Genomic DNA, 23,800 nt, shown 5'->3' with positions numbered 1-23,800 from the left:
CTGAGCCAGTAATTTCTATTGCTGTAACTCCGAAAGACAAGAGCATGATCGAGAAGATGGCTACCGCTATCGGTAAGCTGGTGTCTGAAGACCCGACTTTCCGTGTAGAAACCGACCAGGATTCTGGCGAGACCATCCTGAAAGGTATGGGTGAATTGCACCTGGATATTAAAGTGGACATCATGAAGCGCACCTACGGTGTAGAGCTGAATGTTGGTCAACCACAAGTAGCCTACCGCGAAACCATTACCCGCGAAATCGAAGACAGCTACACCCACAAGAAGCAATCTGGTGGTTCTGGTCAATACGGTAAGATCGACTACCGCATCAAGCCGGGTGAAGCAAACACTGGTTTTGTATTCAAGACTTCCGTGGTTGGTGGTAGCGTTCCAAAAGAATTCTACCCAGCGATCGAAAAAGGCTTCCAATCAATGATGGGCACTGGTCCATTGGCTGGCTTCCCGGTATTGGACGTTGAAATTGACCTGTTCGACGGTGCATTCCACGCCGTGGACTCGTCAGCAATCGCGTTCGAAATCGCTGCTAAAGGCGCTTTCCGTCAATCTATGCCAAAAGCAGGTCCACAACTGCTTGAGCCAATCATGAAAGTGGACGTATTCACTCCGGAAGATCACGTAGGTGATGTTATCGGTGACTTGAACCGTCGTCGCGGCATGATCAATGGCCAAGAAGCTGGTGTAACTGGCGTACGTATTAAAGCTGAAGTTCCGCTGTCAGAAATGTTTGGTTACATTTCTACCCTGCGTACCATGACTTCTGGCCGCGGTCAGTTCTCTATGGAATTCGCTCACTACTCTCCATGCCCTGCAAACGTGGCTGAAGCAGTAATCGCGAAAGAAAAAGAGAAAAAAGCAGCTGCTGCCAAGTAAGTTTTAAGCAAACGCTAAAAGAGCCCCGCATGTGTAAACAGGCGGGGCTTTTTTATTGCCCCCTGTTCTACAAGTTTGTATTGAGAGTTCCCGTTGAAGCTTGGTAAACGACTAAAACACATTGACTCCATGGTGACCGCAACCTACGACCACATTTGGGATTGCTGTTGCGATCACGGATTGTTAGGCGCCGCATTACTTGCGCGGCAAGCCGCACCAAAGATTCATTTTGTCGATATAGTTCCCGAACTTATGCACGAACTCAAAAACAAGCTCGCACATTTTTATCCGGAAAATATCGAGCCAACCTCAAGCACTCAATGGCAAGCACACTGCATGGATGTATCTGCCCTGCCCTTGCAAAAATACACTGGCAAACATCTGGTGATCATCGCTGGCGTAGGTGGTGATCTGATGACGGAATTAGTTAAAACGATTTATCAAAAGAACACAGCTGTCGATATCGATTTCTTACTCTGCCCTGTCCATCACCAATTCACACTGCGCCAACAACTTATCGAACTGAATTTCAGCCTGAAATCCGAATGCCTGATTGCGGAAAACCATCGTTTCTATGAAATATTATTGGTTTCAACTGACCGCAGTAATTTCCACACTCCAGTAAATGAAGTCGGTAGTCTGATATGGAAAAGCGACGCACCGGAGCAAGCAAAAATCGCCTCTGATTATCTAAAGAAAACACTGGATCACTACAAAAGAGTTCAGTTAAACCGCAAAACCGAAGTGCAGCATATTATTGATGCCTACAGCAGAGTAACTCTCTGATCCCCCAACCGTAGCCCGTATGGAGCCTAGCGAAATACGGCGGCTTGTTTAATGTGCTCCATAAAATAAGGCGACAATCCCGTAATACGTTTCACTCCTTACGGGCGACACAACAATAAATAATTTCTCTCCCTGAATCTATTTCAAGCAAAGCATCATCTAACTGTGAAATTACCTGCAACAAGCAAGGTATCTGCAATTAGGCGATGCGCAAGATGGATACTTACAAAACTGTATTTCTGGCAATACTATTCGCAACCAGCTTACCAACATCAGCCAACGCTGATTGTGCGCCCGGCGTTTACAAAGACGATAAACATCATGTCGCCGTCATCACCGACACCATTGATTCACCCTCTACCGGTTTCAAATATTTATTATTGGACGGACGCTTTGGAACAACGCTTTCCACATCAAAACCCTTCGAGTGCGGCAACAATTTCATCTCATTAAAAGATGAGAAAAATATAACCAGCCAACTCGTGCCCACTCCTCTAAATCGAACAAAAACTACTTTCACTTCTGCCGGCACTGAATTAACGGGAGAATTAATTGAGCCCGCAGGTGGCCCTAAGGCTTCTCGACCATTGGTCGTTATGGTGCACGGCTCCGAACAATCACCCGCCATAGGCAATTCACGGGCTTTGCTGCTTGCAGGTTTAGGAATTTCTGTATTTGTCTACGACAAACGAGGAACCGGTCAATCAGATGGAATTTACACGCAAAATTTTGAACTTTTAGCCGATGACGCCGCGGCAGCAATGTCGCATGCACGGTCACTTGCTGTAGGTCGATTTGATCGCGCGGGATTCTGGGGTTCGAGCCAGGGAGGATGGGTAGCTCCGCTCTCTGCGACGCGTTCACCTGCTGATTTTATCGTGGTGGGATTTGGTTTGGTGGCATCACCAATTGAAGAAGACCTCGATCAAATGATATTGGAAGCCCGACAACAAAAACTTTCAGCTGAAGATATAAACCAAATACGCTATTTATCCAAAGTCACCGCTGAAGTATTAAGAACCCAGTTTACTGATGGTTTAAAAGAATTAGAGGCGCTGCGCCAGACACTCAAAAATAAACCCTGGATAAATACCATCAACGGTGAATATAGCGGCGCCATGTTGCGTATGAGCGATGCTGAGTTAACGCGAATCGGCCGCGCCCTGTTCGACAACCTGGAATTAATATGGGATTACGATTCATCATCCGTAATGGAAAAAATAAAAGTCCCTGTACTCTGGATAGCAGCGGAAAATGATCGCGAAGCCCCCAGCGAAAGAACGCTGCAACAACTAGCAACACTCAAAAAGCGCAATCCCAAATTACAAGTTTATATCTTTCCTAATACAGACCACGGCATGTATGAATACACGGAAATGTCCGATGGATCACGCCATATCACCCGCGTGACCGATGGCTACTTTCGTCTCGTTGCCGAATGGATTCAAGAAAAGAAAAAACCATTTTCCGGCAACGCATTTTTACTCAACCAACCAAAATAAGGGAAAGGATTTTAGTATGTACAAAACAATGTGTATTGCACTTTCATTTATTTTTCTCAGCAGCTGTGCGATAGATAAAACCGCCAATATCGAAGCGGATTATATTGTTGAAAACGTTAATGTCATCGCTATGGACAAACCGGTCGCAAAAAACAATATGGCTGTTGCAATCAAGGAGGGAAAGATTGTAGCCATTATCAGCCAATCCCGTGCTCACAAAATTAACGCGAATAAACGTGTTGATGGCGAGCATCGCTACCTGATGCCTGGCCTCGCCGACATGCATATCCATGTTCGTTGGAAGCCGCAAACCATGTTTAATTTATTTCTTGCACAAGGTGTTACTACGGTGGCAAATATGTGGTTGCTTGATGGCGATGGCGCGATTGATCATTTGCAGCTGCGCGATCAAATCGCCGCCGGTGAGGTAGTAGGCCCACGCTACCTGGTTGGCGGCGTATTTTTAGGTGGCGATTTTCCAGCAACGCTGGCGGAAGTAGAATCAGTGCTGGATGAACATCAAAAAAAACGCATTGATTTTGTAAAAATTCACGATGATATTGATAGCGATATTTATAACGCAATAATTGCCGGTGCTAAAAAGCGCGGGCTTAACGTCAGAGGCCACGCGCAGCGCAACAAACCATTAAAAAATTCACTGTCATTAAATTCGCTGGAGCATATGGAAGAATTTTTATATGTCTCGCGCGATACTCCTTTCGCAGCGGATAACAGGGAAGAATTTTTATCTGACTATCGCGCCAATGCAGAGCGTTTGCTCGATAACAAATATCGCGCGCAGGTCGTTAATGACATAGCAACATCAGGTATCTATGTGGACCCAACATTGATCGTCTACAAGATGGTAGGTGAATGGGCATCAGACGAACATCTAGCTGCAATGCGCAATAACCCCGAACTAGAATATTTACCGGCTGATGTTCGCGAGCATTGGCTGAACCCAGCTACAAATCCTTATCAGGAAGAAGGCTTTCCGCTGACTAAAGCAGAAGTCGACCACAACCTGAAAATATTATTTTTACTGACCAAAGAATTGCATGATGCAGGAGTTCCTTTATTAACCGGGACAGATACCTTCGGCACACTGGTACCCGGCTTGTCCCTACATCAGGAATTAAGCCTATTCGTTGAGGCGGGATTAACGCCCTTTGAGGCGCTTAAGTGCAGTACAGTAAATGTGGCGAACTATCTTGGCGAGAAAGGCAAAGCAGGTGTAATTCAGGTTGGCGCACGCGCTGACTTTATCCTCCTTGATAAAAACCCGCTGATCGATATACGAAATACCCGGAGTGTAAGCGGCGTATATACCAACGCACGCTGGTTTTCCCGCGCCGATATAAACGAATTGCTCGAATCCGCCCGACACCACTAACCCTACCTCCCGGAGCTGCTGCGCTTACATCACAAGCGCAGCCTTGAGTTTTTCTCATTCCAAACCAATCACATCGCCCAATTGCTGCTATGGTTAATAAATCTTACAAATAGTCCCCTCTCGGGCCTAACATCTGAGACAATAGCCAGGTATTTTCACGCCACAAGTCATCTTGCTGGCCATCGATTGGATTAACGAATGAATGACCCTCAGGCTGATCGCCCTGTAGTAGCACAACCTGTGTTAGTTCAAAACGCGTTCAAAGGTTTCCTGCTAGCTGCACTGGGCTTGTTTTTGTTTGCCTGCATGGACAGCACCACCAAATACCTCACCACCCACTACAACGTCCCTTTTGTAGTGGCGATGCGCTACATAGTGCACTTTTTGTTGATGGTAATGATCCTCGCTCCGCGCCATTCCACGCAGCTGATAAAAACCCAGCGCACGAGCCTCGTAGTGCTGCGTGCAGTCGTGTTGACGATTGCGTCGCTGTGTATGGGTATGGCACTCCAACGCATGCCGCTGGCGGAAACCACTGCAATCAATTATCTAGCCCCCACCTTAGTGGCATTAATGGCCGGTTCCATGCTGGGCGAACATATTGGCCGCTTGGGTTGGGCGGCGATTGTGACGGGATTTATCGGCGTACTGCTGATCGCCAGACCCGGCGGCGGTTTGGATGCAGTGGGAATCATGTTTGCGTTGGGAGCGGCAGCGGCCAATGCCACTTATCAATTGCTGTCGCGTCTTTTAGCGAGCACCGAAAAAGCGATCACGCTGCTGCTCTACACCGCGCTAATCGGCTCAATTGTTTTCGGCATCGCCCTGCCCTGGTTTTGGGAAGATACATTACCGAGCAAATTAGAATTGATATTGCTGATCAGCATGGGCGTAACCGGTGGGCTCGGGCACTATCTTTTCACCCTCGCCTATCGCCACGCACCCGCATCAATCCTCGCGCCCCTGACCTACATTCAATTGTTGTGGGCCGGTTTATTGGGCTGGATTATTTTCGATACCATTCCCGATAGCATGAGTTTGCTGGGCATGTCAGTCATTGCCGCAGCCGGTTTGTTAGTCGCATTCAAATCAAAATTATCCAAATCCGCACCAGTTAAAGCAGAAACCGATCAGCTGTAATAGCGCAACCTGATCGTTTCGCTCATCTTTTATTCGCTTCAGAAACCCATTAAATCCACTTAACAATTGCTGACAAAATTGTCAGCAAAATGTTGGCTTGGTGACGGGAAAGCATAGGTAAACTAGGCCCAACAACTTCGCGTTTACTGCAATACCCACCATCCATTCTGATATTGGCATCTACTCTATAAAGGAGCGATTCCCCCTTGAAAAGCCTGATCAGTATCACCCTGCAAAAACCACTCACCTTTATCGTGATGGCAATTTTGATTGCAGGTTTCGGAACACTGGCCGCCATGCGCATGCCCGTGGATATATTTCCCTCCATCCGCATTCCCGTTATTGCCGTCGCCTGGACTTACAACGGACTCGCACCGGAAGATGTAGCCAATCGCATCATCACTCCCTACCAGCGCGCGCTGACGACAACAGTTGCCGATATCGAACATATCGAAAGTCAGTCGATGACCGGCATGGGCATAGTGCGAATTTATTTCCAACCCAATGTGGATATTCGCACGGCGAGCGCGCAGGTTACTGCGGTATCGCAAACCATGTTGCGCAGCATGCCGCCGGGAACAACGCCACCCTTTGTGGTGAATTACGATGCGTCTACCGTGCCGGTGCTACAGGTTGCGCTCTCGGGTGAAGGCTTGAGCGAACAACAGTTGAATGATTTGGGTACCGCACAAATCCGCACGCAATTGCTCACACTTCCCGGTGTTGCTATGCCCTTGCCATCGGGAGGTAAACAGCGGCAAGTGCAGATAGATTTAAATCCGGTTGCGTTGCAGTCTTACGGTTTATCGGCAGCGGATGTGAGCGCAGCCATTGCAGCGCAAAATCAAATCAGCCCCGCCGGGTTTATGAAAATCGGCGCGCAGCAATACAACGTTAAACTCAACAACGCACCCGATTCTATTCAAGGGTTAAGCAACATCCCCATCAAAGTCGTCAACGGCGCGACCATTTATATTCGCGACGTTGCTTCGGTGCGCGATGGCAACAGCCCGCAACAAAATATCGTGCAAGTAGAAGGCACGCGCTCAGTATTACTGACCATTCTGAAAAACGGTGCAGCATCAACACTCACCGTAGTTGAAAGTGTAAAAGAAGCGCTGCCGCGAATTACCGAAGGCTTGGCCGATTCACTCACTGCAATTCCCGTTGCGGACCAATCGGTATTTGTACGCTCATCGATGATGACCGTAGTGCATGAAGCCTTTCTGGTCGCTGCATTAATTTCGTTATTAATTTTGCTGTTTCTCGGTTCATGGCGCGCGACCTTAATTGTCGCCGCGTCAATTCCACTGTCTATTTTTGCTGCTATCGCCGTGCTCAATGCGTTCGGGCAAAGCTTGAATGCCATGACATTGGGCGGCCTCGCGATTGCAATCGGCATTTTGGTCGATGAAGCCACAGTGACGATTGAAAATATCGAGCGCCATTTGGGGGAAGGTAAAAGCGTTAACCAGGCGATCATGGATGGTGCGGCTGAAATTCTGATCCCGGTATTTGTAGCGCTCTTGTGCATTTGTATCGTATTCGTACCGATGTTTTTCCTGCCCGGCATCTCCGGATATTTATTTGTCCCAATGGCGCTTTCGGTAGTGTTTGCGATGGTTGCGTCATTTTTATTGTCGCGCACCGTGGTATTAACCATGGCGATCTATCTCTTGAAACCTCATGGTCACAGCGATCAACATGCACAACCGCAACGCAAAAGCATGTTTACACCGTTCATTCAGTTTCAGAAAAAATTTGAACACGGCTTTGAGAAGTTACGCATTAGCTACACCAAATCATTAGCCGGTGTTCTGGCCACGCGCAAACTGTTTATCATGACCTTTATGGGTTTGGTGTTGGTATCGTTTTTATTAGTACCCTTTTTAGGTCGCAACTTTTTTCCGGCAGTAGACTCGGGCAGCATCCTGATGCATGTGCGTATGCCTAGCGGAATTAAAATTGAAGAGAATGCGGCCCAATTTGATTTAATTGGCCGCTCGGTACGCGAGCTGATTCCTGCAGAAGAACTGGATTCTATTATCAATAATATCGGTATGCCGGTAAGTATGTTGAATATGATCTACAACACCTCAGGCACGATTAGCCCGCAGGATGGCGACATGATGATAAGCCTCAAACCCGGTTATCGCTCAGCGGAACATATCGCCTTGCTGCGGCAGGAATTGCCAAAACAATTTCCGGGCGTGACCTTTTCTTTTTTACCGGCAGATATTACCAGTCAGATTTTAAATTTCGGCTCTCCGTCACCGATTGATGTACAAGTGACTGGCCGTAATCTTGCCGCGAATCGCGATTTTGCCCAGAAATTATTACATCGTATCAACACCATTCCCGGTGTTGCTGATGCGCGCATTCAACAACCGGAAAGTTCGCCACAATTAAATATTGATATCGACCGTTCACGTATCGGCCAATACGGCATTACCTCGCGCGATGTTACCAATAGTCTCGGCGCTTCATTATCGGGAACCCAGCAAACCGCACCGGTATTTTTTGTGAATCCCGCGAACGGCGTTTCTTATCCAGTTGTAGCGCAGGTGCCGGAATATTTAATGGCGAATATTAGCGATCTGGAAAATATTCCCGTCTCGGGGCCAACCGCCACCAGTGATAACACACAAAATTTAGGTGGCCTTGCCAGCATCACCCGCTCCACTACCATGCCGGTAGTGTCGCAATACAATATTCAACCCATGATTAATATTTTCGCCACCACACAGGATCGCGATTTAGGTTCGGTGGCCAGTGATATTAATACGGTTATCGCAGAGCTTGAAAAAGAGCGCCCCGCTGGCACCAATGTAACTTTGCGCGGCCAATACCAAACCATGAATATCGCCTTCGGTGGTTTAGGTTATGGATTACTCGGCGCAATTGTGTTGATTTATTTTTTAATCGTGGTGAACTTCCAAAGCTGGAAAGATCCATTCGTGATTATTTCAGCACTGCCCGCCGCACTGGCCGGAATTGTGTGGATACTCTTTGTTTCCTTTACACCGCTTTCGGTGCCTGCATTAACCGGCGCAATTATGTGTATGGGTGTCGCGACGGCAAACTCAATTTTGTTGGTCAGTTTTGCGCGTGATCGCCTCGCAGAAACTGGCGATGCCTTACAAGCCGCGCTAGAAGCCGGTTATGTTCGACTTCGCCCGGTAGTTATGACTGCACTCGCCATGATTATCGGCATGATCCCTATGGCGCTCGGTATCGGTGAAGGTGCAGAACAAAATGCACCGCTCGGTCGCGCTGTTATCGGCGGGCTCATTACCGCCACCATTGCCACATTATTTTTTGTTCCTGCTGTGTTTAGTCTGGCTCATCGCCACACCACCAAAACTGCTGCAAACAATTCGGAGTTAATGCCAAACAATGTCTAACTATCACCCGCAAATCCCGCATGTAAATCCAACTGAGTATCGTCGCAAGTTGGTAAAAGTCAGCATTGTTATCGGCGTAGTCGGTTTAGCACTTGCCGGTATTGGAATAATGCAGCGCAGCAATGCAACCGCAGAGCTGGCGAAAGTCGCGGCGCAATCTGCAATCCCAACGGTATCGGTAATAAACGCGGCATTATCAGATAATGCAAACGCACTGGTATTGCCCGGTAATTTGGAACCGCTCAACAGCGCTTCTATTTACGCGCAAACCAATGGCTACATAAAAGAATGGTTGGTCGATATCGGTGATACGGTAAAAAAAGGCCAGGTACTGGCAATATTGGATGCACCGGAATTACTACATCAACTAGCGCAAGCAAAAGCGGATTACGCCACTGCACTCGCGGAGCAAAATAATGCGCAAAGCATGGCGGATCGCGCTAACAGTTTAATGAAAATGAATAGTGCGGCGATTTCACGTGAAATGGTTGAGCAACGCAGCCGAGATGCCGAAGCGAAAACTGCAGCAACTGCGGCAGCCCGCGCCAATGTAAACCGCCTGGAATCGCTGCAATCATTTACCAGACTTACCGCTCCGTTTGATGGCAAAGTGACCAGCCGTTCGGCGCAACTTGGTGAATTGGTGGTTGCTGGCAATTCAAACGCCCAACCATTGTTCACCATTTCCGATACTCGCTTGATGCGCGTTTTTGTGCGTGTGCCGCAAAATTACGCAGCACAAATGCAAACTGATCAGCAAGCAGAACTGGTGTTACCCGAATACAATGACAAAACCTTCCCTGCGGCTGTAACCCGCAGTGCTCACGCAGTTGATGTCGCATCCGGCTCAGTACTCGTCGAGCTGCAAGCAAACAACGAGCAAGGTGAACTTATGCCCGGTGCTTACGCGCAAGTCAGTTTTAAATTAGCTAGCAACAAAGACCGCATCCGTGTTCCCGGTAGCGCTATTTTATACCGCGATCAAAAACCATCTGTTGCAACAATCAACGATAAAAATATTGTCGCGCTCAAACCGGTAAAAATTGGACGCGACGAAGGAACCACCGTTGAATTGCTGGCAGGCATAAATGCAACTGACAGAATCATCACCACCCCACCAGATGCCGTTCGCAGTGGAGATGAAGTTCGGGTGGCAAAATAAAACGCACCGATAAAAACTTAACAACCTAGAGGGATAAACTTGTTAGAGTTCAGCGAGAAAGATCAGAAAGCAAAATGGATTTGTTTGCATTATGCAACCTTATTGAGTGGAGAATACCTGATCGATATTATTGAAGGAAAAGCACCGGTAAATACTAAAGAACAGGCACTGGCGCTGTCGCGTTTTTTCTGGAAAATGTTGGAAGCCTCAGCGAACGATCAGAACAAAAAAATAATGGTGCAGGGAGATATAGATTTACAATATTGGATGGGTCGCAGTATGAATATCATCAGTACTTATCTCAGTAGCATCGGCTACAAAGAGGAATGGGAACAAGTTTTTGATGAGTCCTGACACCACCAAGTAAGCCCAAAGGAGCACACCTGTGCTCCATACCTAACCCCTTAATTACCCCTCGTCATATACACCTGTTTTTAGTTTTCGCGTAATGCGATATAGTCAGCAACGCCTGTAATCTCCCCCCATCTCCTCCTTAAACTGCAAAATCAAGCCGGTTAAAAATGTCACAAAATTCAAGCACGAAAGAAGATGTTTGGCTGGTATACGATGGCGAATGCCCCGTATGCAAAACCTACTGCAAGTACATTCGTATCCGCGAAGCCGTGGGGACTTTACATCTGGTTGATGCACGCCAACCCGGTGAACTAATGGATGAAATAACTCGCATGGGCTTGGACATAGACCAAGGCATGGTGCTGAAATTTAAAGACGCAATCTATTATGGGCCGGACGCGATTCATATGCTCACCCTGCTCAGCAGCCCTTCCGGGATTTTCAATCGCATTAATTATTATGTGTTTAGCACCAAAGTCGGCTCAAAAATTTTCTACCCAATGGGAAAAGCCTTTCGTACACTGTTACTAAAATTACTTGGGATTCGCTATATTGAGAATTTGAAAAAGCAAAAAACCGGGGCTGGTAGCTAATCGTTTAAAACTACAATATCAAACCTCTCCCGCACATCATATAAACACAGGAATGTATAAATATAATGAGGATACTCAAGCCGTTTTTTCGCTATGCGCTCTACTTCATCGCTTTACTTGTAGCGATATTTACACTGGGTGTGATGTGGCCATTAAAAAATGTAGAACCCATACATACCACAACACCGATTGTTATTAATGATGTATCGATTGTTGATGTGCAAGAGGGAACACTAATTCCGCACCAAAGTGTACTGATCGCTGATCAACACATCATCTCCATCGGCCAAGCACACACGCTAGCAATTCCAGAAACTGCACTTCAGGTTGATGGCCGGAATCGGTTTTTAATTCCCTCACTTTGGGATATGCATACCCATATTTACAAAGTCACTCCACTATTGGATATGCCACTCTACATAAGCTACGGGGTGACCAATGTAAGGGATTTAACCAGCTGCCCAAAACAAGGTGACCCATTCCTCCCCTGCCCTGAAGATCTAAAGCAATGGTCTCAATTAGCAACAGAACATAAACTAGTTGGGCCTCGCATCCAGGGTACTACTAGCTGGATGTTAAATGGTTCCGGTATTCACAACCAGATTAAAGACTTGCCCGATTTTTTTGGTGCAGCCGACGCACAACAAGCGCGGAATTTTGTTCGCTATTACAAAGGCAAAGTCGACGCAATTAAAGTGTATGACCATATATCGCGCGATGCGTATTTTGCCGTAGCAGATGAAGCCAAAAAATTAGGCATGGACGTTATTGGACACAGACCTCTTGCGGTTAGTGCGATAGAAGCAGCAACACATCAAAAAAGTATTGAGCATGCGCGATTTATTTTGCATGAATCTTTTTCTGGCAGCACTGAATTGCGCAGCGCTGCGGAAAAGGGTGAATGGAAAGAAGATCGGCAACGCATGCTGGATGAACATGATCCCGCACTCGCGAATGAAATTTTTACTGCAATGAAAGACGCGGGAACATGGTACGTTCCCACTCACCTTACCCGCCGGGTGGATGCTTACGGTGAGGAGCCACTGATATTGGAAGATCCTTTGCTGCGCTATCTGCATCCGCTAATGAAATGGCAATGGCTTGAGGATGTAAACAAAACAATTGATGAAGATCCATCCCCACAAGCACGACAAACTTATCGTGAATTCTATAAAAAAGGACTTGAACTCACCGGCGCAGCCCACAAGGCTGGCGTGAAAATTTTGGCGGGAACCGATTATATTGTTGCCGGTGCAACGGTACACGATGAGTTACAGCAACTTGTGCAGGCTGGGCTTTCTCCGGCAGAAGCATTGAAAGCAGCCACACTCTCTCCCGCTGAATACTTTTCGCTAACCCAAGATTACGGGCAAGTAAAGGAAGGACTAAAGGCAGACTTGGTTCTACTCAATAAAAACCCACTGGACGATATTCGCAACAGCGCCAGCATTGAATCCGTTATATTCAATGGTAATTTCTATGATCGACATAAATTGGATAATATTGAAAGTATCGTCGAACAAAGGACTAGAAGCTGGACCATAGGTTGCAAAATATTATGGGAGTTCATTAAAAACCCTGGCGGATATTGATAAGACCATCGAAGACTGCCGAATAACCAGTGAAAATCAGCGCCGATTGCTGGCAAACTGACATCTTAATCCAACATCAAATGAAGTATTAAAAATGAACAACGACCTCTTAAATGAATTACTGGCACAAGAAGACGAAATCCAACTTTCGTATTTCAATAACCAGACTGCATGGGAATTGGGTAGTGCAATTAAACTCGCCGCAGAAAAAATCTCTGCATCCGTCGCTATTGAAGTTTACGCTTTTGAACACGTGCTATTTAGCTACTTCATGCCCGGCACCAATAAAGACAATCACGAATGGGTAAGACGCAAACGCCAAACAGTTATGCGCTTTGGACACAGCTCTTATTACACGGGCCAATATAACGCCTCCAAAAATCGCGATTTTGAAGCACAACCGCACATAGATGCTAAAGAATATTGTGCACATGGTGGGTCATTTCCAATTCGGATTAAAAATAGCGGAATCATTGGCACAGTTACGGTTTCAGGTTTACCGCAAGAGATTGATCATCAGTTGGCGATAGGTGCTTTGCGTGAGCTACTGGTAAACCAGAATTAACGAGCCATTGGCTCGTTTACCCAAAACGATCACCAATGCGAGAAAATGTGTTGGAGTGAAACACGATTACATATTTGTCGCAAGCCATCATGCAAACGATTACACCGCAAAAGAAAACTTAATATTCATAAAAACACCTAATTGAGCAATACAAAATCCCTAACATTCACCAAGAATCGAATAATTATATCCTAATTAGAAAAACCGTAAAAATTTGCTGGAAAGACAGGTTATGATCTAGTTAGAATGTTCAGCCTGCTCGCAACAGAGCAAACACATCACGATTCATCACAGATAAAAGCAACAATAATTATTATTTCACTGATACAAACACCGTTATAAAAACAGACCACTGTTATTTATCTATAACGGATCGGCAATTCGCGTTTTCGGTCATAGCATTATTAGCCTTACATAATAAATAGATTCCAACCGGCAATGTTGTTTAGAAAATACCCCAAAATGTTTAATTATTTTAATAATGGGGAACAACATGAGACAAAGTCTTTTTAAAAAAATCAGTTTGCTATGCACCTTACTGTTCTGCATGATTAATCCAGCAAAAGCTGCATTAATCACTACTGAATTCTCGAATCTGGTTGGGAATGAAGGAACGGTGGACATTAACCTCTCGTTATCAAATGGTGAAACCTTTAATGGTTTCTCGCTCTATTTCTCCGAAAATTTGTTTTCCAATTTAACAATTATTTCGGCACCTACTGAATGGGATAGCGTAGTTTTTCAACCAGACTCATTACTGGGGGCCGGATTATTTGATAGCTATAACGCAGCAGGTTTGAGCACCGGATTTGCACGTATATCTTTCACTTATCTCTCCAACCTCCCCTTTCAATCCTTGGCATACTATTTTTACGATGTTGATTTTAATGTGGTCGAATCGGGAACATCTACCAATGTGCCTGCATCAGTACCAGAATCTTCATCATTGATTCTGCTAATGCTCGGACTGATTGCCGTGGCATTGCGCGCACACTCAAGCAATAAAAAACTCATCGCCCACCCCATCAACACTCAGCAGGTGGCAGCATGAAAAATATACTCTCTCGCCAGCTGTTAAACACCGCTGCAACAATACCTGCACTACTGGCGCTCGCACTTTCAGCCACCCTTTCATTTTCAGCTAATAGTTCAGCGTTGGAGCTGGACGTTGTTTCGCTCACCAAATTGAGTGAAACACGTATTACTCGCACAGAATATGATTATGTATTCGCCGTTACTGTTAAAAATGGCTCACAGGTCGTTACTAACGCAGCGCAAACGCTCACTTCCAGCGGCCCTGGCACCAGTATTATCGACGGTAGCGTAATCCTTGGTGATCTTGCGGCTAACGCACAAGTAACACCAGCAGACACAATTAAAATTCGCCATGACCGCTCAATACCGTTTAACCAATCTGCATTTGTATGGTCAGCAAGTGGGACTGTTGCAAGCTCATCATCCAGCGCAGCAAACCGTACTTTATTGAATGAAGTATTTAGTATCGATAAAGCAACTTTATTCAGTGCCGCATATCGCTCTATTTCCACTGACGCCAGTGCGCCATTATTATTTGTAACCGGTGGTAATAGCGGAATCACGATTACCAATAATGAATTAACTCTCGCGGCGGCGCGTTTTACTATTGGCCATAAACCACCGCGCGCGAATACCACGGCAAGCGATACCAATGCCAATGGTGATTTCGATTTAAGTAAACCCTACCGCATTTCATTTCGTGTACTGGCAAGCTCTGGCTCAGGTGCATTGCAAGTAATGGTAGATAACAACACGACCAGTGCTGGCAGCTCGCTGCATGGCAGTGCTTCGCGCATATTTAATGCCGCTGCAAATAGTTTGGTCGCAGGTCAAACCGTTGTGCTTACGCCTAGTGTAGGCACAGCGACATCGTTTATTTCGGTGCGGACCGAAAGTTCTGCATCGGTCACTATTGATGATCTGGTCATTGAATATTTGGATGATGTTGTTAACAACTCATCAGCACCATCTTCAATACCAGCATCGAGTAAAAGCAGTGTTGCCATAAGCACATCATCGAACAGTGCCACGTCGATCAGCACCTCATCAAGTTCAAACACTTCTGCTGCGCCGGTTAGCTCATCAACTTCCAGTAAATCCTCCAGCAGTTTTGCGTCTTACAACGGTGCAATTCGCGCTGCAAAAATGGAAGGCTTCGCTGCCCATGCTGCAGTGACTGGTGGTCAAGGTGGCCCAGTGATCACCGTATCAACGGGTACACAATTAAATGCTGCACTTTGCAGCCGCTCTACCAAAACTGATCCAATCATCATTCTGGTCGATGGAACCATCAATCACAGCAACACTACTGCACAAGGTTGTAACACCCAAGCCGACGTGATTGAAATAAAACAAATGAGCAACATTTCTATCATCGGTGTTGGCACCAATGCTCTGTTTGATGAAATGGGAATTCATATACGCGATGCGTCGAATATCATTATCCAGAACGTTCATATTCGTAACGTGAAGAAAAGTGGATCGCCTACATCCAATGGCGGCGATGCAATCGGCATGGAAACCAATGTCAATCGTGTGTGGATTGACCACAATCATCTGGAAGCATCCGGTGGTGAGAAAGATGGCTATGACTCGCTATTGGATATGAAAGCCGGTGTAACCAACGTGACGGTTTCTTATAACCTATACAACGATTCCAGCCGCGCAGGATTAATCGGTTCAAGCGATAGCGATGATAAAAATACCAATATTACTTTCCACCACAATTGGTATAAAAACATTGAACAACGTACGCCGTTAATTCGCCATGCATTAGTACATATGTACAACAACTATTGGTCAAACGATCGGATGGATTATATGTTCCATGCGATTAACTCGCGCATGAACGCCAAGGCATTGGTAGAAAGCAACTACTTCTACAACGTAAACAATCCGTTGATTGCATCCGATGATTCAAACCAACCAGGTTGCTGGCAAACCAATAATGAAAACACTGTGCTGCCCTCTATTTACTACAGCCGCACAGTAGGCAATGGTGCGTTGGTTATACCTGAAGTAGTTGATGGCCAACTGCAATCAACCTGCAGCGTAAATGTTCCTTACAGTGTCGCGATGGACCATTCGTCAGAAGTACCGGCAATTGTGATGGCTAACGCTGGTGTCGGAAAGGTGTCCTATGGTGATACAGGCAACAACAGTTCAGTTGCAGTTTCATCAGCGGCCACCAGTAATCCTGTATCTTCAACAGCGAGCAGCGTGACAAGTTCAAATGCATCATCAACCGGTGTAATACAAAACTCTTCCAGCTCAGTCGCTTCAAGCGAAGCACCTGTAAGTGAATCAAGTTCCTCCCAATCTTCTGTTATTAACAGCGCGTTAATTAATGAAGCATTTAATACTGACAAAACAACACTCTTCAGTGCTAGTTATAAAGCAATCTCTACCGATGCTTCTGCAGCGCTGTATTTTATTACCGGCGGCGCTAGCGGTATTACTATCGCTAATAATGAGTTGTCTTTAGTGGGTGGACGCTTGACCGTTGGGCATCGCCCGCCACGAGCATCGACCACGGCGAGTGATACTAACGCAAATGGTGATTTTGATTTAAGCCGCCCTTACCGCATCAGTTTTACTATTGTTGCTGCATCAGGTTCAGGGAAATTGCAGGTATACGTCGATAACAACACTACCAGCCAAGGCAATTCGATACACGGTGCAAACTCAAAGGTATTCGAAGCAGTTGCAAGCAGCTTGGTCGCCGGCCAGCGTATTGAAATTTCACGCACTGTTGGTACAGCGAATTCATTTTTTGCATTGCGCACCGAAAGTTCGGCAAGTGTCACCATCGATAATCTGGTATTGGAATATACCGATGGTGCCGGTGTTTCCTCATCAAGCCAAGGCAGTGTGAGCACCAGCAGTCAAGCAAGTAGCCAATCACTGTCGAGTGTTTTATCAACCTCTTCCGCAGTGGCGACTTCGTCTGTGTCATCAAGCGTGAGCTCCAGCAGCGCGTCATCCAGCGCACCTTACATTCCTGTTGATGTAAACCTGAGCGCAGATTGTATTCGCCTCGCGACTAACCGCAGTGTGAACTGGCGTGATACAGCATTACAAACCGATCAGGAAATTGTGGAGTGTTTGTACCAGACGCTCGGCACACCCGTCGGTTACGGTGAAAATGCTAAAGGTGGATACGATCCAAATGGCAACAGCAAACTCACTGTTATCACCAAAAATTCCAGCAAGTCTGTTGAACAACAATTACTGGAAGCGATTACTGGTGAAGAACACAATTGGATCGTTTTCGATAAAATTGAATTTGCCCAGCCATATGAAATCGGCATGTATCGTTTAGGTTGCAGCAACGCCACTGTACAATCAATTCTCGGAGCAACTGAATCCGAGTGCGTTAATTACCAACAATGGTGTAGCAAAAATAGTGTTAGCCCATCGGCCTGTGTGAGCACCTTCTTTAACACTGCGATGAATAAATCGAACAATCCAATTCGCAATCCTGTGATTGGCTCTAACAAAAGTATCGATGGACGCATGAATGAGGCTTACTTTCTGTTTAGCGGTTTTGCTATTGGTAAAGACTCAACCGGCACACCAACGCAAACTGCGACCAGCGTGATCCTGACACACCTGAACTTTAAAGGTGCGGGCCATACTGAAGACCATTATGTTGATCCGGATATGATTCGTTCCACCGGTGCATCGCACGATATCTGGATTCACAAAAATACGTTTGATACTACTGGCGATTCAGCATTTGACGTGAAGGTGGGCGCGTATGGCATTACCATGTCGTTTAACAAAATTCTCGACGTAAAACGTGCAACCCTGCACAGCTCAAGCGATAGCCACACTATCGATTCACAAATCAGGACTACCATGCACCACAACCTGTTTGTGACTCGCGATGCTAGCTATACAGCACTTGGCAATACATTGCGCCGCGTGCCACTGATTCGTCGCGGCACCTCGCATATGTTGAACAACGTGTTTGTGAATTATCGCAAAGACTTACTCAGCATTCGCGTCGGTGCGAGCATATTGCAGGAAGACAATATGTTTGTGATCAACCGCATCCATCAGGAAAAAAGCTCTTTGGCAGCATCACTGGCCGAATTACAGGGCAACCTGATCAAAGATATCAACGGTGGAAATTATCGCGGTGAAGGCATCTATCTATGGTTCGCCGATGGAGCTTGTAATCTTGATGAAACGACTAAGACACAAATAACTGCCGCATCCGGAACCGTTGCGAATCTTGCACTGCAATACAACGCCGCATCGCAAACTACGCTTAATGCATGGCGATTCAGTGCAGGCCAGGAATTAGAGGATTACGTGAGTGCGACAGCAGGAAGAGAAGGCGCCATTCCGTTCAACTCCCCATTAGCGGCAGATCGCTACTACGCTTTACCTGCTATCCCCTGCCAATAATTACTAGTTGTTAACGATTAAAGGGCGCATTTGCGCCCTTTTTTATTAACTAAAAATCGGTCATAAAAACTAATTAATCTTTTAACTCTGTAACCGCCCGTGTTTATAATTACCTCGCTGGAATTTTTCAGCATTTACACGCGTCTTCAGGGCGGGGTGAAATTCCCCACCGGCGGTATGCTAGTAATAGCGAGCCCGCGAGCGCCTGTGCTGCAATACATGCACAGGGTCAGCAGATCTGGTGAGATGCCAGAGCCGACGGTTAGAGTCCGGATGAAAGAAGACTGCACTGGAAAACCTGCACACCTTAGGGTGTGCGGGTATTTGTGTTTTTATTGTCATAATAAAAGCATGATAGTGCTGCAAGCCCTGAAACGTTTTTCGCCAACTGAAGTATCGCGAGAGCGTTTCAATGTCACATACACTACACATTAACAATTGCTTTACACATTCATCGCTGGCAATACCTTTCGCCCAGCGTTTACCCCTGGCACTTTCAGATCTACGCAATGGCAAACCCATTTTATTAATGGATGATGCTGACCGCGAAAATGAAGTCGATTTGATTGTCGCTGCCGAAAAAGTTTCCGTTCCTGTTATGGCGCAACTTATTCGCGACGGCAGTGGAATTGTTTGCCTCTGCCTTATCGATGAAAAATTGCAGCAGCTAGATTTACCTCCCATGGTTAGCAATAACCAAAGCAAAAACGGTACAGCATTTACTGTATCGATTGAGGCAAAAAATGGAGTGACCACAGGTGTTTCGGCAGCTGATCGCGTCACGACCATCCTTACTGCAATCAATGATCTTGCACAACCTGACGATCTCGCCCGCCCCGGTCACGTGTTTCCATTGCAAGCCGCCAGCGGTGGCCTGTTACAAAGACGCGGGCATACCGAGGGTGCAGTTGAATTAGCACGTTTAGCAGGATTAAAACCGGCAGGTGTTTTAGTTGAATTGATGAATCAGGATGGAACCATGGCGCGTGGCGATGATATTGATCACTACGCCCGGCAGCATGATTTGGTAGTACTGACGATTGAGGAGTTAGCGAGGCATTTAGAGGATTAGCTAAACAATATTCTTTACGCCGCAATCTGTACAAAACACAGCGAGCCGTTTACAGCTCGCTGTGTTTGTTTACTTTATTTCTTTTTGAATACTGCCACCGCACCACCTGACGGAGCTAAGGTCAGTGTGATGGTTTGCTTGGCAGTGTTTACCGCTTCACTTTTCGCCAAGGTGGAAATTGTTTTTCCATCTTGCCAAATTTGCGCGTTGTAATTTCCTTTATCTAAAAACTCCAGCGGGATAGTGACAGTACGGCCTGACTCATTGGTCATTACACCTATATACCAGTCCTTACCTTTACGACGAGCGGAAACAATATATTCGCCGATATCGCCTTGCAGGATTCGGGTTTCATCCCAGGTTACTGGAACATCTTTGATAAATTCCAAACCATCTTCCCACTCGCTTTGTGGCTGCGGCCACTTGCCATTGGTTTTACTGTAACTGATGGGGGAATCAGCAAGCATTTGGAATGGGCTGTCGTAGACCACAAACATTGCAACCGCTTGGCCGCGAGTGGTTTTCACGTAGGGCAAAGTGTTGCGACGCAATTGTGGGAATTCTTCAGCTGTCGTGTGGCGGAAACCACCAGGAGTGTAATCGATAGGGCCGAGGATCATGCGCGTAAATGGCAAAGTCACATTGTGCGTTGCAGTTACGCGTTCGCTCCACTTGTTGTACTCAGCTCCCATCACACCTTCTTGTGTTAAATAATGCGGATAGGTGCGCACCAAACCATTTGGTGGATATGCGCCGTGCAGATCAACCATGATGTGATACTTGGCAGTCATGGTGAGCAACTTGTGATAGTAGTCGACAATTTCCTGATCCGAGCGATCCATAAAATCGACTTTAATACCTTTAATTCCCCACTTTTCATAAGTGCTCAGCGCTTCTTCCATTTGCCAATCCAATTGCTTCCATTGCAACCACACCCACACACCGACATTTTTACTTTTTGCGTAATTTAAAATTTCCGGAATATCCATTGCCGCGATTGGTTTTAATACATCCGAACCTGGTGAGTTCGTCCAGGCAGCACCTTCATGCCAGCCAGCATCAATCAAAATATATTCAAGACCAAGTGTTGCAGCAAAATCGATATAGGCTTTGTAGGTTGCGGTATTCATCCCGGGTTTTACATCGGTATTTTCCAGCACAACTTGATTGTCATTCCACCAATCCCATGCGGTTTTTCCCGGTTTAATCCAGCGCGTGTCTTTAATTTTTGTTGGCTCGCCTAAGGTAGCGATCAATGAGGATTCCGTAAGGTCACCGGGATTATCACCCAACATAATGACACGCCAAGGGGATTTAACACCCGCAGCAGTCATAGTTGCGCGCACTGCGGCTTTTTCCAAACCATCCGGGCGGCTATCAAAACGCGGGGTTAATTTAACATCTACACCCAAACCACCATCACCGCGCCCCATAAACCAACTGCCGGGATAATCGCGCACATCTGATTCAGCAAGCGCAAAGGTTGTTTGCCCTACTCCGGTTTTACACACGAGTGGATTGTCGTAGAGATTGTGTTCGCGAATAGCGGATGCTTTGATTGGATCAAACTCACCTTCGTGACTATTAGCAAATTTTCCGAGATTTAAACCGTAGCAAGTGTAATCACTCGCAAAACTAAAACGAGTCAATTCATTTTGAATGGTGAAATTTTTCAAGCCGGATTGTTCTGGCAGTAAATAACGAATCGCAACACCTTCGTCATATGCACGCACAATGATATTAACGTTGAGTTTGCGCTCGTCTTTGCCCGCAAATTTTAATGTAATAGTGTTGTAGTGATCGTTTACTTTTTTGGCGCGGCCAGCAAACAATTCAAATGAGTCTTTGACTTTATTTTGGGTTTTCCCAATAAAGTCCAATTCCGAATTACCCAGCGGCAAGTCATTAATAATCAAACCGAGTGCTGAATTACTAATGATACTTTTACCATCGAGACTGACCGAATAATTCAAGCCTTTTGCATCGTTAGTCACTGCGACTTGAACGCGAGCATCAGGTGATTGAACCGTATAAGTTTCTGCATGGGCAAAACCGGCTGCCAGCAAGCAAACTGCCGACAGTAAGCGTTGGTAGGTCATTGTTATTCTCCTTTATAGATCTTTTGATTCTTTTATAGATTTTGTATAAGTCTTTCGAGGTCGTATTTGACGAGCATAAGCCTTGGGATTGGCGCTCGCCGACTATTTTTCATCAACAGCCTCACTATTGCGATAAATATTACAAATATATACATAACTCAATTAATGCACCGTTTCAGTGTCCCTCCGTCTTGCCTAACCCTGATTGATCAAAAACCAGATTGATTAAAAAATAGTTGCTTTTAGTTATTGCTCAAAATATGATGATCATCATATTAAGTATTCAAGGTTAAACCATGCAGAGCAAGAAAGAAGCCACGCGCCAACGAATTCTGGAAACAGCGGCGAAGATTATCAGCCGCGATGGATTTGAAGCATTGGGGGTTGCCGATGTGATGAAACAGGCAGGCCTCACCCACGGCGGCTTCTATGCGCATTTTCCTAACCGCGATGCACTGGTAGCAGAAGCTCTGGATTACGCACGCAAATCAAGTGCAAATACAATTGCTCTAGCAGTAGTGCAACAACTCGAACAGGGTGCTAAGCCACTCACTGCGTACATCGAGGCTTATTTATCGGATGCGCACGTACAGGCGTCTTTTCAGGGTGAAGGTTGCCCGGTAGCCGCTTTAGGCTCAGAGTTTTCGCGGCAGGAAAATGCGATCAAGACCGAAGCGGTTAAAGCGAGCCAGGCATTTATTGAAAAATTAATCGCACTGAGCGATCAGAAATTAACTCGCGCCAATGCTTTTGTTCTGGCTGGCTCGTTGATAGGTACGTTGCAACTGGCACGCAGCCTTAAAGATCAAGGCGATATAACAGGTTATCTAGCGGCAACCAAACACCATTTACTCAGTACTTTTTCACTCTAGGCAAGACCACATCATGACGGGGTAATCCCGTTTTATTTTAAATCAAAATATGATAGTCATCATATAAAATGAAAGAGGCGTCACCATGAAACTTGAGAATGCAGTCGTTTTGATTACCGGTGCCAATCGCGGTTTGGGCTTGGCCTTTGCGAAAGAAGCATTAGCCCGCGGTGCCCGCAAGGTTTATGCGGCGGCGCGTAACCCGGCCAGCATCACCCTTAAGGGCGTGGTTCCGGTAAAGCTGGATGTGAATAACCCTGAGGACGTTGCTCGCGTAGCGCGCGAATGTGCTGACGTTACCCTGCTGATCAATAACGCAGGTGTGGCAGAGATGGGCGGCTTCCTGAGCGATGATGCAGAAGCCATGTTGCGCCGCCAGTTGGAAACCAACCTGTTTGGCCCGCTCAGACTCTCGCGCAGCTTTGCTCCGGTATTGGCAAATAACAGCGGCGGCGGGATTATCAATGTGCTGTCTATCGCCAGCTGGATCACCGGCCCCATACTCGCCACTTATTCAGCAACAAAATCGGCGGCTTGGTCGATGACCAATGCGTTGCGCCAGGAATTAACCTCACAACACACCCAAGTACTCGGCCTGCATGTCGGATTTATTGATACCGATCTAACCAGCAATATGGATGTTCCAAAAATTGCGCCTGAGCTGGTTGTCTCGCGAACTTACGATGGCTTGGAGCAAAATGCGCATCAGGTGTTAGCGGATGAACCAACACAGCAAGTACATCAAGCGCTGTCCAGCCATCCGGATGTATATTTAGTCGCAATGGATTCGCACTGATCAAGACCAATCAACAAGTTCAAGCCTGCAAATATGTGCGAAAACATACAGAAACCAGGTGGTGGCGATGATACAAAACACTGAGAGGATTTTTATCACGCCCCACTTGGACTAAAAAAGGCTTGTCAT

General features: G+C 46.2%; 16 protein-coding genes, 1 pseudogene and 1 riboswitch. Of the genes and pseudogenes, 16 read left to right on the top strand and 1 reads right to left on the bottom strand.

Translation table 11 applies throughout. The features are described from left to right. The 14 genes and pseudogenes from AAGC78_RS12740 to ribB form a co-directional block, all read left to right on the top strand. Positions 1-890 (top strand): annotated as a pseudogene (locus tag AAGC78_RS12740) (elongation factor G); the annotation flags it as partial. A 93-nt stretch (positions 891-983) separates the two neighbouring features. Then, on the top strand, positions 984-1,676 hold the full coding sequence (locus AAGC78_RS12735; RefSeq protein ID WP_435784465.1) for a tRNA (adenine(22)-N(1))-methyltransferase: 693 nt from the start codon (positions 984-986) through the stop codon (positions 1,674-1,676). Between the two features lie 215 nt (positions 1,677-1,891). Continuing rightward, complete coding sequence (locus AAGC78_RS12730; protein WP_435784464.1) at positions 1,892-3,178, top strand: alpha/beta hydrolase family protein; 1,287 nt, start codon at positions 1,892-1,894, stop codon at positions 3,176-3,178. A 16-nt stretch (positions 3,179-3,194) separates the two neighbouring features. Then, the gene (locus AAGC78_RS12725; RefSeq protein WP_435784463.1) at positions 3,195-4,571 is read left to right on the top strand and encodes an amidohydrolase family protein; all 1,377 of its coding nucleotides are present in this window, start codon (positions 3,195-3,197) and stop codon (positions 4,569-4,571) included. Positions 4,572-4,769: 198 nt separating this feature from the next. After that, positions 4,770-5,711 (top strand): DMT family transporter, encoded by a 942-nt coding sequence (locus AAGC78_RS12720; protein ID WP_435784462.1) that lies wholly within the window; start codon positions 4,770-4,772, stop codon positions 5,709-5,711. A 206-nt stretch (positions 5,712-5,917) separates the two neighbouring features. Then, positions 5,918-9,115: an efflux RND transporter permease subunit gene (locus AAGC78_RS12715; protein ID WP_435784461.1), complete on the top strand. Its 3,198-nt coding sequence runs from the start codon at positions 5,918-5,920 to the stop codon at positions 9,113-9,115. Beyond that, positions 9,108-10,277 (top strand): efflux RND transporter periplasmic adaptor subunit, encoded by a 1,170-nt coding sequence (locus tag AAGC78_RS12710; RefSeq protein ID WP_435784460.1) that lies wholly within the window; start codon positions 9,108-9,110, stop codon positions 10,275-10,277. The genes AAGC78_RS12715 and AAGC78_RS12710 overlap by 8 nt, the downstream gene beginning before the upstream one ends. A 39-nt stretch (positions 10,278-10,316) precedes the next feature. Beyond that, positions 10,317-10,631: a hypothetical protein gene (locus AAGC78_RS12705; RefSeq protein WP_435784459.1), complete on the top strand. Its 315-nt coding sequence runs from the start codon at positions 10,317-10,319 to the stop codon at positions 10,629-10,631. 167 nt (positions 10,632-10,798) lie between these two features. Continuing rightward, complete coding sequence (locus AAGC78_RS12700) at positions 10,799-11,224, top strand: DCC1-like thiol-disulfide oxidoreductase family protein (protein WP_435784458.1); 426 nt, start codon at positions 10,799-10,801, stop codon at positions 11,222-11,224. Positions 11,225-11,289: 65 nt separating this feature from the next. After that, positions 11,290-12,816: an amidohydrolase family protein gene (locus AAGC78_RS12695; RefSeq protein ID WP_435784457.1), complete on the top strand. Its 1,527-nt coding sequence runs from the start codon at positions 11,290-11,292 to the stop codon at positions 12,814-12,816. A 94-nt stretch (positions 12,817-12,910) separates the two neighbouring features. Further along, complete coding sequence (locus AAGC78_RS12690) at positions 12,911-13,381, top strand: heme-degrading domain-containing protein (RefSeq protein WP_435784456.1); 471 nt, start codon at positions 12,911-12,913, stop codon at positions 13,379-13,381. Positions 13,382-13,874: 493 nt separating this feature from the next. Continuing rightward, positions 13,875-14,432, top strand: coding sequence for a PEP-CTERM sorting domain-containing protein (locus AAGC78_RS12685; RefSeq protein ID WP_435784455.1), 558 nt, complete (start codon positions 13,875-13,877; stop codon positions 14,430-14,432). Then, positions 14,429-18,832 (top strand): hypothetical protein, encoded by a 4,404-nt coding sequence (locus AAGC78_RS12680; RefSeq protein WP_435784454.1) that lies wholly within the window; start codon positions 14,429-14,431, stop codon positions 18,830-18,832. Before AAGC78_RS12685 ends, AAGC78_RS12680 begins: the two co-directional genes overlap by 4 nt. Before the next feature lie 138 nt (positions 18,833-18,970). Then, a riboswitch (FMN riboswitch) is annotated at positions 18,971-19,121 on the top strand. Between the two features lie 123 nt (positions 19,122-19,244). Then, a complete protein-coding gene (gene ribB / locus AAGC78_RS12675; protein WP_435784453.1) occupies positions 19,245-19,904 on the top strand; it encodes a 3,4-dihydroxy-2-butanone-4-phosphate synthase in 660 nt (219 codons plus the stop codon). Between the two features lie 74 nt (positions 19,905-19,978). Here ribB and AAGC78_RS12670 read toward each other — a convergent pair whose 3' ends face one another. Further along, positions 19,979-22,003, bottom strand: a complete 2,025-nt coding sequence (locus tag AAGC78_RS12670; RefSeq protein ID WP_435784452.1) for a glycoside hydrolase family 97 protein — start codon at positions 22,001-22,003, stop codon at positions 19,979-19,981. Positions 22,004-22,299: 296 nt separating this feature from the next. Between AAGC78_RS12670 and AAGC78_RS12665 the strand changes: the two genes are divergently transcribed. Further along, positions 22,300-22,875, top strand: a complete 576-nt coding sequence (locus tag AAGC78_RS12665) for a TetR/AcrR family transcriptional regulator (RefSeq protein ID WP_435784451.1) — start codon at positions 22,300-22,302, stop codon at positions 22,873-22,875. A gap of 85 nt (positions 22,876-22,960) precedes the next feature. After that, on the top strand, positions 22,961-23,671 hold the full coding sequence (locus tag AAGC78_RS12660) for an SDR family oxidoreductase (RefSeq protein ID WP_435784450.1): 711 nt from the start codon (positions 22,961-22,963) through the stop codon (positions 23,669-23,671). Positions 23,672-23,800: the final 129 nt, after the last annotated feature.

Source organism: Cellvibrio sp. (assembly GCF_039207905.1).
In the GTDB taxonomy this organism is placed as follows: Bacteria; Pseudomonadota; Gammaproteobacteria; order Pseudomonadales; family Cellvibrionaceae; genus Cellvibrio.
The sequence above is the reverse complement of the archived record's forward strand: the minus strand, read 5'-3'. Positions and strand labels throughout refer to the sequence as shown.

What these genes read in the sequence shown, in the direction of transcription:
- AAGC78_RS12680 (WP_435784454.1), top strand. Translation starts at nt 14,429, where the DNA reads ATGAAAAATATACTCTCTCGCCAGCTGTTAAACACCGCTGCAACAATA.
- AAGC78_RS12660 (WP_435784450.1), top strand. Translation starts at nt 22,961, where the DNA reads ATGAAACTTGAGAATGCAGTCGTTTTGATTACCGGTGCCAATCGCGGT.
- ribB (WP_435784453.1), top strand. Translation starts at nt 19,245, where the DNA reads ATGTCACATACACTACACATTAACAATTGCTTTACACATTCATCGCTG.
- AAGC78_RS12725 (WP_435784463.1), top strand. Translation starts at nt 3,195, where the DNA reads ATGTACAAAACAATGTGTATTGCACTTTCATTTATTTTTCTCAGCAGC.
- AAGC78_RS12685 (WP_435784455.1), top strand. Translation starts at nt 13,875, where the DNA reads ATGAGACAAAGTCTTTTTAAAAAAATCAGTTTGCTATGCACCTTACTG.
- AAGC78_RS12720 (WP_435784462.1), top strand. Translation starts at nt 4,770, where the DNA reads ATGAATGACCCTCAGGCTGATCGCCCTGTAGTAGCACAACCTGTGTTA.
- AAGC78_RS12670 (WP_435784452.1), bottom strand. Translation starts at nt 22,003, where the DNA reads ATGACCTACCAACGCTTACTGTCGGCAGTTTGCTTGCTGGCAGCCGGT.
- AAGC78_RS12700 (WP_435784458.1), top strand. Translation starts at nt 10,799, where the DNA reads ATGTCACAAAATTCAAGCACGAAAGAAGATGTTTGGCTGGTATACGAT.
- AAGC78_RS12665 (WP_435784451.1), top strand. Translation starts at nt 22,300, where the DNA reads ATGCAGAGCAAGAAAGAAGCCACGCGCCAACGAATTCTGGAAACAGCG.
- AAGC78_RS12730 (WP_435784464.1), top strand. Translation starts at nt 1,892, where the DNA reads ATGGATACTTACAAAACTGTATTTCTGGCAATACTATTCGCAACCAGC.
- AAGC78_RS12690 (WP_435784456.1), top strand. Translation starts at nt 12,911, where the DNA reads ATGAACAACGACCTCTTAAATGAATTACTGGCACAAGAAGACGAAATC.
- AAGC78_RS12695 (WP_435784457.1), top strand. Translation starts at nt 11,290, where the DNA reads ATGAGGATACTCAAGCCGTTTTTTCGCTATGCGCTCTACTTCATCGCT.
- AAGC78_RS12710 (WP_435784460.1), top strand. Translation starts at nt 9,108, where the DNA reads ATGTCTAACTATCACCCGCAAATCCCGCATGTAAATCCAACTGAGTAT.